Genomic DNA, 11,873 nt, shown 5'->3' with positions numbered 1-11,873 from the left:
AGGGCATCTGCGTGTCTATGACACGGACCGAACCACTAACTCATCGGTGGATCCGGGCTGAGGTGGACGAATGCGCCGTTCATCGTTTGATCAGTGAGCGAAGTGGCGGGTGCCCGTGAGGTAGAGGGTGACGCCGTGCTCCTCGGCCTTCGCGATCACCTCGGGGTCGCGCACCGAGCCGCCGGGCTGCACGACCGCGCGCACGCCGGCCTCCAGCAGCATCTCGAGGCCGTCCGGGAACGGGAAGTACGCGTCCGAGGCCGCGACCGCGCCCTTGGCCCGCTCACCCGCGCGCTTCACGGCCAGGTGCGACGAGTCGACCCGGTTGACCTGACCCATGCCGATGCCGACCGTGGCGCCGTTGTCCGCCAGCAGGATCGCGTTCGACTTCACGGCACGGATGGCGCGCCACGCGAACTCCAGGTCCGCCAGCGTCTTCTCGTCCGCGGGCTTGCCGCACGCGAGCGTCCAGTTCGCGGGCGAGTCGCCGGAGGCGTCGATGGCGTCGCGCTGCTGCAGGAGCAGGCCGCCCGACACCGGACGCATCTCCGCACCACCGCGCTGCGGCGGTTCGGCCACGAGGATGCGCACGTTCTTCTTGCGCTGCAACACCTCCACCGCACCGTCCGCATAGGACGGAGCGATGACGACCTCGGTGAAGATCTCCGAGACGAACTCGGCCATCTCCACGGTGACCTCGCGGTTGGCCGCGATGATGCCGCCGAACGCGCTGACCGGGTCGCACTCGTGCGCCTTGCGGTGCGCGTCCGCGATGCTCACCTCGGACACCGCGATGCCGCACGGGTTGGCGTGCTTGATGATCGCGACGCACGGCAGCTCGTGGTCCCACGCGGCACGCCACGCGGCGTCGCCGTCGAGGTAGTTGTTGTACGACATCTCCTTGCCGTGCAACTGCTTCGCCGACGCGAGACCCACGCGGCCGTCGCCCTGCGTGTAGATCGCGGCGCTCTGGTGCGGGTTCTCGCCGTAGCGCAGCACGTTCGAGCGGTTCCACGTCGCGCCGACCCAGCCGGGGAAGCCGGAGCCCTCGTCGTCGGGAGCCAGCACGTTGCCGATCCAGGACGCCACGGCGACGTCGTAGGTCGCGGTGTGCCGGAACGCGTCCGCGGCCAGCTTCTGCCTGTCCGCCAGGGTGAAGCCGCCCTCGCGGACGTTCTCCAGCACCCACTCGTAGCGCGCCGGGTCGACGACGACCGCGACGTTCGCGTGGTTCTTCGCCGACGCGCGGACCATCGCGGGCCCGCCGATGTCGATCTGCTCGACGCAGTCGTCGGGGGAGGCACCGGACGCGACGGTCTGCGTGAACGGGTACAGGTTCACGACCAGCAGGTCGAACGGCGCGATGTCCATCTCACGCAGCTGCTCCGCGTGCGATTCCTTGCGCAGGTCCGCGAGCAGACCGGCGTGCACGCGCGGGTGCAGCGTCTTGACGCGGCCGTCGAGGCACTCGGGGAACCCGGTGACCTGCTCGACCGGCGTCACGGGGACGCCCGCGTCGGCGAGCACCTTCGCGGTGCCGCCGGTGGACACGATCTCGACTCCGGCCGCGTGCAGGCCGGTGGCCAGTTCCAGCAGGCCGGCCTTGTCGGAGACCCCGATCAGGGCCCGGCGGACCGGTCGCCTCTCGGCAGGAGTGGTCACGGAATGCTCACCTTTCGTCCGTTCACGGTGCAGCCCTCGCGGGCCAGCCTGCCGACCGTCTCGACGAGCAGCCGGCGTTCGACGACCTTGATGCGTTCGTGCAGGGTCTCCTCGGTGTCGCCGGGTTCGACGACGACGGCCTCCTGCGCGAGGATCGGCCCGGTGTCCACGCCCGCGTCGACCAGGTGGACGGTCGATCCGGTGACGTGCACGCCGTAGTCCAGCGCGTCCCGCACGCCGTGGGCGCCGGGGAACGCGGGGAGCAGCGCGGGGTGGGTGTTGATCATCCGGCCGCCGAAGCGCGCGAGGAACGCCGGGCCGATGATCTTCATGAAGCCGGCCGACACCACGAGGTCGGGTTCGTACGACGCGACGGCCTCGGTCAGCGCGACGTCCCAGGCCGAGCGGTCGGCGTGGTCGCGCAGCTTGACGACGAAATGCGGCACCCCGGCGCGTTCGGCGCGCTTGAGTCCCTCGATGTTCTCGCGGTCGGCGCCGACCGCGACCACCTCGATCGGGAGGTCGGTGGCGTCCAGCAACGCCTGCATGAGGGTTCCGGAACCGGAGACGAGTACGACGACGCGCGCCGGTGTGGGAAGCCGAAGTTCGGTGCTCAGCGTCTACTCCTGGTCGTGCGGCGGTGTTGCAGCAGCTCAGGGGCAGCCTATGACGTCACCGTTCCGGCTTGCCGTCCAGGTCCTCCTCGGGATCCATGCCGAGCATCTCGTCGAACTCCGCGTCGAGGTCTTCCTCGTCGTCGAGGGGGTCTTCCTCTTCGTCCGCAACGTCTTCGTCGTCTTCGTCGTCTTCTTCGACGACGTCGTCCTCGTACTCGTCTTCGTCGTAGTAGTCGTCGTCTTCGAGGTCTTCCTCGACCTCGAACTCGTCGGAATCCACGACTTCGAGCTGCTCGAACTGCTCGGTGAGCTCGTCGTCCTCGAACACGACGTCCTCGTCGACCGGCTCGTCGAAGTCCGGCTCGACGAACTCGGCGTCGTCGTCCTCCGCCACCACGGGCTTCGCGCGGGCTCCGGCGAGCCACGCCACCAGCGCACCCGGCACCAGGACCCACAACGCGACCAGGAACGCGAGCAGACCCGCGGGCACCGTCACGGGGTCGAACGCGCCGGACGCGAGCCGTCCCCCCGCCGTCGCGGCGAGGACCAGGCTGCCGACAGCCGCCGTGATCGCGGCCACGAGCACCGCCCGCAACCGCGAGGTGGGCCGGTCGGAGATCTTGCGGCAGGTCCAGCCGACCAGCACGCCGACCAGCGCGGCCCCCACCAGCACGACCGGGCTCCACACGAACTGGCTCTCCGGCATCGCGGCGAGCAGCGGCACCGGAGGCACCGGACCGCCGACGAACCGCATCGGCGTGACCTCGACCCCGCCGAGCGAGAACCCGGCACCCGCGACGTAGGAGAACCCGGCGATGATCGCGTTCGGCAGGTAGCCGAGGCACAGCAGGAACACGCCGAGACCGACGCCGAGCGACGGACCGGCCCCGGCGAACAGGCCGCTGGTCGTGGGCCACGAGGCCGCCAGCCCGGCCGCCACCGCGAGCGCACCCACGCTGACCAGCGCGAACAACGCCATGAACCCGGCGCGGATGCCCTGCAGCGCCACCGGGTCGAGCTTGTCGAACACCATCTCGACCAGGCCGCAGCGGCGGGCGACGCCGAGCGTGGCGGCGAGACCGGACACGGCGGCACAGCCGAAGAACGCGACCGCGGGCGTGGCGCGCACGACGCCCTCGCCCATGAGCAACGCGATCGTGCCGCCGACCACCGCGTGCGCGCCGGAAATGCTCAGCACGACACCGCGCGCCTGAAGTGGTTCGTAGAGACCGAGCCGATCGGCCGTGCCCGCGGCCGTGCGGCCGATGAGCAGCATCAGCAACGCGGTGGGCAGCAGCGGCAGCACCCCGAGCTGACCCGCGTCGAAGCGCAACGGCACGTGGTGCGCGGCCAGCCACGCCGGTGCGGCCGCGCTCAGCACGCCCGCCGTGGAGAAGTCGGCGTACGTGGCCGTGGCGGAGACCAGTGCGAGCACCGCGGCCACCGCCGCGTACCCGACGACCACCGACCCGACCGCGGCCGCGACGAGCACGCGCACACGTTCGGAGCGCGAGAACTCCGGCGGACGCACGGTGGCGACCTCACGGGTCACATCGCGTTGCAGCACGGGCACTTCTCCACTGTGTCAGGCGGGCTGGGCCGTTCGACGCAGGCACGCCGGGTCATACGACAGGGGTGGTGCCGGAGAGACCGGCACCACCCCTGAGGTCGAACGGTGTGCGGACCCTACTGCTGCGGTCCGCCGAAGCCACCGGGCGGCGTGCCCGGCGAGCCGAACTGACCCGGCTGCGGCATGAAGCTGGTCTGCTGCGGCGGCTGGCCCGGCTGCTGGGGCTGCTGCGGCTGCTGACCGAACTGCTGCTGGCCGAACGACGGCTGCTGCTGCGGGGCCTGCTGCTGGGGCGCACCGTGCTGCGGGTGCTGGCCCTGCTGCGGGAAGGCACCCGACTGCGGGTTCCAGCCACCGGGCTGCCCCGGCTGACCTGCGTACGGGTTCGCGGGCTTCGGCTCGAACTTCACGATGCCCTCGGCGAGCAGGAACGCGAGCACGATGGCCGCGGTCTCGAGCAGCGCGACGATGAGCAGGACGATGTCGAGGCCCTGCACCGACGGCGACTTGATGATGCCCTGCAGCTGCAGCAGCGTCTGCACGGCGGCCAGGAGCGCGGCGACCGGGACGAAGCCCTTCGGGATGCTCGGCAGCACCGAGAGGCCCGCGAGGATGCCCGCGGCCAGCAGGTACGTGACGTTGCCGCTGCTCACGTCGTCCGCGAACGCGACGAGGTAGGCGACGAGGCCGAGAGCCGCCGCTGCCAGCGGGAGGATCAGGCCGAGGTTGATGTTGTTGGCGCCGGGAGCGCCAGGAGCGCCGGGGGCGCCGTGGGCCTGGTGCGGTGCCTGGTGCTGTGCCGGACCCGGCGGCTGCTGCTGGGGTGCGCCGTAAGGCACGGACATGACGAGGTCTCCTCCTCCAACCAGGGGGTGCGTCGGACGACGCTAGCCGATGCTCTTGCTCAGACGATGACCGGATCATGCCGGTTCCGCCATCCGAACGAGCGCCGGACTCCGAACCTACTCCGCTCACGAACGCACGCGGGGACCTTTCGTACTGTCAGATCGTACGAAAGGTCCCCGCGTGCGGCTCAAGCTCAGAGAGCCTGCATGATCTCGCGCATCAGAGCGGCGGTCTCGGACGGCGTGTTGCCGACCTTGACGCCGGCGGCCTCGAGGGCCTCCTTCTTCGCCTGCGCGGTGCCCGCCGAGCCGGAGACGATGGCGCCGGCGTGGCCCATGGTCTTGCCCTCGGGGGCGGTGAAGCCCGCGACGTAGCCGACGACCGGCTTGGTCACGTTCTCCTTGATGTACGCCGCGGCGCGCTCCTCGGCGTCGCCACCGATCTCACCGATCATCACGATCGCGACGGTCTCGTCGTCGGCCTGGAAGGCCTCGAGGGCGTCGATGTGCGTGGTGCCGATGATCGGGTCGCCACCGATGCCGATCGCGGTGGAGAAGCCGAAGTCCCGCAGCTCGTACATCATCTGGTAGGTCAGCGTGCCGGACTTCGACACCAGGCCGATCTTGCCGCTGCCCGCGATGTTCGCGGGGATGATGCCGGCGTTCGACTTGCCGGGGCTGATGATGCCGGGGCAGTTCGGGCCGATGATGCGGGTCTTGTTGCCGGTCGCGACGGCGTGCGCCCAGAAGTAGGCGGTGTCGTGCACCGGGATGCCCTCGGTGATGACGACGGCCAGCTCGATCTCGGCGTCGATGGCCTCGATCACGGCGGCCTTCGCGAAGGCCGGCGGCACGAAGATCACGGTCACGTTCGCGCCGGTGGCCTCCATGGCCTCCTTGACGGAACCGAAGACCGGGAGCACGTTGCCGTCGAAGTCGACCTTCTCGCCGGCCTTGCGCGGGTTCACGCCACCGACGATGTTCGTGCCGGACGCGAGCATGCGCTTGGTGTGCTTGGTGCCCTCGGCACCGGTCATGCCCTGGACGATGACCTTGCTGTTCTCGTTGAGGAAGATAGCCATCGTTCTCAGACCCCCGCAGCCGCGAGCTCGGCGGCCTTGGCGGCCGCGTTGTCCATCGTGTCGACAACGGTCACCAGCGGGTGGTTGGCCTCGGCGAGAATGCGGCGGCCCTCCTCCACGTTGTTGCCGTCGAGGCGGACGACGAGCGGCTTGGTGGCCTCGTCGCCGAGGATTTCCAGCGCCTTGACGATGCCGTTGGCCACGGCGTCGCACGCGGTGATGCCACCGAAGACGTTGACGAACACCGAACGCACGGCCTCGTCGCCGAGGATGACGTCCAGGCCGTTCGCCATGACCTCGGCGGACGCGCCGCCACCGATGTCGAGGAAGTTCGCGGGCTTCACGCCGTACTGCTCACCGGCGTACGCCACGACGTCCAGAGTGGACATCACGAGACCGGCGCCGTTGCCGATGATGCCGACCTCGCCGTCGAGCTTGACGTAGTTGAGGCCCTTCTCCTTGGCCTTCGCCTCGAGCGGGTTCTCGGCGGCCTTGTCGACCAGCTCGGCGTGGGCCGGGTGGCGGAAGGAGGCGTTCTCGTCGAGCGTGACCTTGCCGTCGAGCGCGACGATCTTGTCCTGCGGGTCGCGGACCAGCGGGTTGACCTCGACGAGCGTGGCGTCCTCCGCGACGAAGGTCTCCCACAGCTTGACGATGGTGTCGATGACCTGGTCCTTGACCTCGGCCGGGAAGTTCGCCGCGTCGGCGATCTCCTTCGCCTTGGCCGCGTCGACGCCCTGGATGGCGTCGATGTGGATCTTCGCGAGGGCCTCGGGCTTGGTGGCCGCGACCTCCTCGATGTCCATGCCGCCCTCGACGCTCGCCATGGCGAGGAAGGTGCGGTTGGCGCGGTCGAGGAGGAAGGAGAAGTAGTACTCCTCCGCGATGTCGGAGGCGGGCGTCACCAGCACGCGGTGAACGATGTGCCCCTTGATGTCCAGGCCGAGGATGGCGGTCGCCTTCTCCTCGGTCTCCTCGGGGGTGGAAGCGAGCTTCACACCACCGGCCTTGCCGCGGCCGCCGGTCTTCACCTGGGCCTTGACGACGACGGCCTGGCCGAACTTCGCGGCGATGGCCTTGGCGTCGGCGGGGTTGGTGGCCACATCGCCCGGCAGTACCGGGACGCCGTGGGCGGCGAAGAGGTCCTTCGCCTGGTACTCGTACAGGTCCACTCGGGTCTCCTGCGACGTCGGTGTCGGAACACCGCGCCTGGGTGGTCCTCAAGGGGCCAAGCGAACCCACTTGACGCGGCTGGGCCCAGACACTATCGAGCTGCGGCTGCTGCTCGCACGCCACCGTCGGTGAGGTCTGTCTCAACGGCGGTGAGGTCGATCACGCGTGCGCGCGCGTATAGAGGAGAACGCGTGCGCGACGCCACTTTCACCGGGTCGCGCGGGCTCCCATCAAGGCCGCGGCGACCAGCAACGCCGCCGCGGACGCCAGCGCGAGCCACGTGCCGGGACCCGCGACCGCGCCCACGACCTTCTCTCCCGTCAGCGGCAGCTCCAGCGCACGCACGCCCATCAGCAGCACCCCACCGGCGAGAACGGCGGCACCGCGAGCGGGCCTCGATCGCAGCGCGACGACCAGGCCGATGATCAGGACCACGAGGGAGGAGATCAGGGACGCCGAGACGACCGGATCGCTGTCCGGCATCAGCGTCGCCGCCGTGTAGTTGTCGCCGCGCACGGTCGGCAACGCGAAGGCGCCCGCCGCGAAGAGCCCGGCCAGCAGCACCGCACCCAGTTCGGCGACCGGCACCTCCTGCCGTTTGCCGATCTCGGTGTTCTCCCGTTCGACGGCTCCGGCGAGACCCGCGCAGACCAGCGCCAGCAGGCCGAGCGGGATCTCGGCGACCATCAGCCAGAAGCCGGCGCCCGGCTGCGCGATGCCCGCCTGGCTCGCGGCCAGCACCGGCTCGGTCGCACCCGCTGCCGCGAGCTGCATCGCGAGGTGGCCGAAGAGCAGCGCCGGGCGCACCGCCGCGGCGGTGGACGGCACGACCAACGCGAGACCCAGCACGCCGAACGCGAGACCCGCAGGCCAGAGGAGGTTCGCGGACACCAGGTCGGGCGCTTTCCCGCCCGTGGTGAGGACGAGCTGCGGCAGGAGCGCGCCGCCGAGCATCGCGACCGCGGAGAGAACGGTGAAGACACCCGCCGCCACGTGCATCCGCCGCAGGGACGGCAGCGCCAGGTCCTTGGTCTCGTCGCGCTTGCCGAGCAGCAGCCGCACGAGCCTGGCCAGCAGGGGAAGGACGGGCAGCGTCAGCGCGGCGATCAACGCGATCACCGGGCCCGCGCTGATGCTGAGGCCGGTCGCCACGGTGCCCGCCACCAGCCACGGCAGCACGGTGCCCGCCACGGCGAGCGACACACCGAGCACCCCGCCCTGGCGGGTGTCCGGGTCGGGCGAACTGGCCGCGAGCGCGGTGGCGAGCGGCGCGGCGAGGGCGAGCAGCAGCCCGCCCGTCAGCCCGAGCACCGGCAGTTCCCACGGCCCGCGGTCGAGCTGGTACGCGTCCGTCGAGGTGAACGGCTTGCCCAGCAACCCGACAGCGGCCCAGAAAGCGGTGATCACGTGCATGGCCACGAGGCCGGGCGGCTCCGACTCGTCCGCGGGCATGCCGGCGCGACCGGCGGACATCAGCCCGCCCGCGATCGTCAGCACGTGCCCTGCGATGAGCACCCACAACCCCGCCGAGGGCGTGACCGCGATCAGCGTCGTGGGCCGGAACAGCTCCGGCCGCGCCACGGCCATCGGGTCGAACGCGATCTGGAGGTCGCTCAGCAGCCGCCCGAAGGCGAACACGCCCACCGCGGCGATCAGTCCCGCCGCCACGAACGGCCTGCCGCGCATCAGCAGCACCCCCGCGACGACCGGCGGGAGAAGTGCGAGAAGGGCGAGGAGCGGCCACGACGTGTAGGCGGGCTCCGCGCCGTCGACCACGCCGAGCAGCGGGCCGACGCCGAGGAGGAGACCGCCTGCCGCGGCGAGCGCCCACGAGATGCGCAACCGGGAGGCTGCCGGGGTCTGGTTCTCGAGCTCGGTTCGAGTCATCGCGGGCGAACCTAGCAAGACCGGCGTTCGGTTTCGTGTCACAGCACGCGACCAACTGAGACGAAATTCGTTCGCATGTGGAAAACGTCCGCCGGGTACTGCTAGTCAGTGACTCCATCACTTACCGTCGCTCATGTGAGCGATAACAGCCGGTCGTGGATGACGCGTCTGACTGACGCTGTCCTCGATCGTGCCGGGTGGGGCGTGCACACCGCACGGGACGTGGCCGAAGAGGTCAAGGTCGCGTTGCGCGCCATGGCCACCCCCGGCGGCATGCGCGGCGTGGCGATGGAGGCGGCCTGGCTGACCGCTCACGCAGTGCTCTACCCGTGGGGCGCCATCACCGAGCAACTGCGCCCCGACGGCCACTTCCGGCAGTACAGGACCGACGTCCTGCCCCCGCGCCAGCGCGGCCTGGTGGTTTCGGCGATGGACGCGGCGGGCACCCCGATCGTGTTGGTGCACGGCATCGGGGACAACCGCTCCGCCTTCGCGGTGCTGTCGGGGGCACTGCGAAGGCGGGGCTTCGGGGTGGTGCACGCCATCAACTACAGCGTGCTGACGGCGTTGACGGGGGATGTCCGCCGCTCGGCCGCCCTGCTCGGAGCGCACATCGAGCGGATCTGCGAGCAGACCGGTGCCGACCAGGTGCACGTCGTCGGCCATTCGCTCGGCGGTCTCATCGCCAGGTACTACGTGCAACGGCTGCACGGCGACGCACGCGTTCGCACTCTCGTGACCCTCGGAACGCCGCACAGCGGCACCCTTCTCGCCTATCTCATGCCGACCTCGCTGACCAAGCAGCTGCGCCCCGGCTCCGAGCTCCTCGCCGAACTCGCCGAGCCCTGCCGCCCGTGCCGCACGCGCTTCGTCGTGGTGTGGTCGGAGATGGATCAGATCATCGTCCCGCAGCGCAACGCCCGGCTGGAGCACTCCTCATTGCTCGTCGAGGAGCACCAGATACGTGATTCAGGTCACCTTTCTCTCCCGGTTGACACGAGGACGCTTCACGTAGTTGTGACGGCCATCACCCGATCGGACGACTCGGCGGGTCACCCCATCGCCGCTGGCGGCGAGGCGTGTCGCCCGCCCGAAGTGACCGACGGTCACAGTTGACAGTTGAAACCTCCTGGTTGCCGCCTCTTCGGGCGACATAACGAACTGGGGTTTGCCCTCCGAGGCTCCCCGCCGTTACTGTCCCCCGGTCCGTTGTCACGGTCTGATCACAGAAGGACACCGAGTCAGAACCCCGAATCCTGGCTCACCGGGAATCCCCCGCCCGGCCGTCCACCGATCAGGCTCCCCGAAGGCGGAAGGGCAAGCTTTGAGTCACCACCGCTCCCCCGGCGGCCATGAACGCAGTGCTGCGCTCGAAGAGGCGGTCGACCGCGCCTCCACGCGCACGGTCAGCTCCCACCGGCTCCCCCCGCCACCGTCGGCGCTCCGCGGACGCATCGTCGTCGCCGCCGTCGCAGTAGGCGCTTTCGCCGCAGCAGGCGCGGGCCAGACCCTGCAGGCCGCCGCGGACGACAGCAAGGACGTCCAGCTCGCCAACCACACCGACGGCGCGGCATCGTTCACCGGCCAGGGCGGCGACACCGCCTCGGCCCCCCAGATCCTCGCGGTCTCCAAGACCACCTCCGAAGGCTCAGCCGAAGCCGCGAAGATGCTGCGCAGCCAGCAGATGACGGCACAGCGCGAGGCCATCGAAGCCGAGAAGAAGCGCCCGAAGTTCGTCCGCCCCGCCGCCGGCGAGTTCACCTCCGGCTACGGCGGCCGCTGGGGCACCATGCACCTCGGCATCGACATCGCCGGCCCCATCGGCACCCCGATCCTCTCCGCCGCCGACGGCGTCGTGATCGAGGCCGGGCCTGCTTCCGGGTTCGGACTCTGGGTCCGCGTGCAGCACGAGGACGGCACCATCACCGTCTACGGGCACGTCAACGACTTCATCGTGCGTGAGGGCCAGCAGGTCAAGGCCGGTCAGATGATCGCCCACATGGGCAACCGCGGGTTTTCCACCGGGCCCCACCTGCACTTCGAGGTGTGGAACCCCGGTGGGCAGAAGATCAACCCCCTCACTTGGTTGAACGCTCGCGGTGTGACCGTCTGATTCGGCGATTGCTGAACTACGGCTCAGTAGCTTTCTGACGCGGGGTTCTTGGGTTGGCGCTGCCCTGGGGTGGGTATGGGCGGTTTTGAGGCTGTGGGGCGCCTCAGGGGCCTCAGGAGGCTCATGTGTCGCTCTGGTCGCGTTCGAGGGTGGCTGTAGCGGCGGTCAGTCGGCGGCTCAAGTCAGTCAGACGCTCGGCGGTCTTGGCGGATGAAGTACGTCGTTGACACTCGCCAGACTGAGCACATGTGTTTGCGCCATCTTGGGCCGCAGGCTTTGCAGGCGCCGGTGTCCGTTGGTTCGTGTTGGGTCAGCAGGGTGCGCCAGGCCGCTATCAGCCTTGCTGTGTCCGGGGACTCCAGTTTGGCCAGGGTGGCGAACACCCGTTCGTGTAGCAGCTGGGCCAGTACGTGATCCATTGAGAGCGCTCCCGCGGGTGGTGGTCTTCACGCGGTTGATGATGCTCTCTGGGTCTGACAATTTTTGAGCTGCGGCGTTGCTGAGGCTCTTGCTGCTGGGTTGAGCTGGGCCGATGTGTGTGGCCGGACCGCTCTCCCGTTCGGTCCGGCCACATCTCGCCGCGAAGTTAGGCCCCCGCCGTCACTTCGCTCCCCTTGTCGGCAGGCTGCTCCCCGTGCCTTGGACCGCCCCGAACGTTCCTCGGCTGTGCTGCTTGCGACACCCACATAGACGTACGAGGTGGCTGGTCGTTGCGCCGGTTTTCAGACTTTCTGTGAAATTTCTGTTCTTGGGGTGGATGTGCTGGTCAGGGGCTCGGGCGCGCCGGTTTCGTGGGTCGTCCCCCTGGTGCGTTGGCGGGTTCCTGTTGGGTGTCCGTAGGTGGTTGCGTTGGGTCCTGATCCGGCGGCTGCTTTCTGGGGCTCCGCCCCAGACCCCGCCAATCTGATCAAAGACCCACCAGCG

The 11,873-nt window shown here is 69.7% G+C and carries 9 protein-coding genes; 2 read left to right on the top strand and 7 right to left on the bottom strand.

The window, feature by feature from the left end:
• Positions 1-90 precede the first annotated feature (90 nt).
• The 7 genes from purH to IEZ09_RS45080 all read right to left on the bottom strand — a co-directional run bounded on the left by purH (position 91) and on the right by IEZ09_RS45080 (position 8,836).
• Complete coding sequence (gene purH, locus IEZ09_RS45110) at positions 91-1,662, bottom strand: bifunctional phosphoribosylaminoimidazolecarboxamide formyltransferase/IMP cyclohydrolase (protein WP_189260010.1); 1,572 nt, start codon at positions 1,660-1,662, stop codon at positions 91-93.
• Positions 1,659-2,279 carry a phosphoribosylglycinamide formyltransferase gene (purN, locus tag IEZ09_RS45105; RefSeq protein ID WP_268247701.1) on the bottom strand — a complete coding sequence of 207 codons (621 nt, stop codon included), beginning with the start codon at positions 2,277-2,279 and terminating at the stop codon, positions 1,659-1,661. Before purN ends, purH begins: the two co-directional genes overlap by 4 nt.
• A 55-nt stretch (positions 2,280-2,334) precedes the next feature.
• Positions 2,335-3,846 (bottom strand): cell division protein PerM, encoded by a 1,512-nt coding sequence (locus IEZ09_RS45100; protein WP_229813543.1) that lies wholly within the window; start codon positions 3,844-3,846, stop codon positions 2,335-2,337.
• A gap of 119 nt (positions 3,847-3,965) precedes the next feature.
• Positions 3,966-4,694 (bottom strand): DUF5336 domain-containing protein, encoded by a 729-nt coding sequence (locus tag IEZ09_RS45095; protein ID WP_189260007.1) that lies wholly within the window; start codon positions 4,692-4,694, stop codon positions 3,966-3,968.
• Between the two features lie 194 nt (positions 4,695-4,888).
• Positions 4,889-5,776: a succinate--CoA ligase subunit alpha gene (gene sucD, locus IEZ09_RS45090; protein WP_189260006.1), complete on the bottom strand. Its 888-nt coding sequence runs from the start codon at positions 5,774-5,776 to the stop codon at positions 4,889-4,891.
• 5 nt (positions 5,777-5,781) lie between these two features.
• Positions 5,782-6,948 carry an ADP-forming succinate--CoA ligase subunit beta gene (gene sucC / locus IEZ09_RS45085; RefSeq protein ID WP_189260005.1) on the bottom strand — a complete coding sequence of 389 codons (1,167 nt, stop codon included), beginning with the start codon at positions 6,946-6,948 and terminating at the stop codon, positions 5,782-5,784.
• A gap of 208 nt (positions 6,949-7,156) precedes the next feature.
• Positions 7,157-8,836, bottom strand: a complete 1,680-nt coding sequence (locus IEZ09_RS45080) for a hypothetical protein (RefSeq protein ID WP_189260004.1) — start codon at positions 8,834-8,836, stop codon at positions 7,157-7,159.
• 159 nt (positions 8,837-8,995) lie between these two features.
• Here IEZ09_RS45080 and IEZ09_RS45075 point away from each other — a divergent pair, with 159 nt between their 5' ends.
• Positions 8,996-9,952, top strand: a complete 957-nt coding sequence (locus IEZ09_RS45075) for an esterase/lipase family protein (RefSeq protein WP_189260003.1) — start codon at positions 8,996-8,998, stop codon at positions 9,950-9,952.
• A 208-nt stretch (positions 9,953-10,160) separates the two neighbouring features.
• Positions 10,161-10,949, top strand: coding sequence for a M23 family metallopeptidase (locus IEZ09_RS45070; protein ID WP_189260002.1), 789 nt, complete (start codon positions 10,161-10,163; stop codon positions 10,947-10,949).
• Positions 10,950-11,873: the final 924 nt, after the last annotated feature.

Source organism: Lentzea flava, from assembly GCF_014648475.1.
In the GTDB taxonomy this organism is placed as follows: Bacteria; Actinomycetota; Actinomycetes; order Mycobacteriales; family Pseudonocardiaceae; genus Lentzea; species Lentzea flava.
This window is presented reverse-complemented; position numbering and strand designations above follow the sequence as displayed.

What these genes read in the sequence shown, in the direction of transcription:
- sucD (WP_189260006.1), bottom strand. Translation starts at nt 5,776, where the DNA reads ATGGCTATCTTCCTCAACGAGAACAGCAAGGTCATCGTCCAGGGCATG.
- IEZ09_RS45075 (WP_189260003.1), top strand. Translation starts at nt 8,996, where the DNA reads ATGACGCGTCTGACTGACGCTGTCCTCGATCGTGCCGGGTGGGGCGTG.
- IEZ09_RS45080 (WP_189260004.1), bottom strand. Translation starts at nt 8,836, where the DNA reads ATGACTCGAACCGAGCTCGAGAACCAGACCCCGGCAGCCTCCCGGTTG.
- IEZ09_RS45095 (WP_189260007.1), bottom strand. Translation starts at nt 4,694, where the DNA reads ATGTCCGTGCCTTACGGCGCACCCCAGCAGCAGCCGCCGGGTCCGGCA.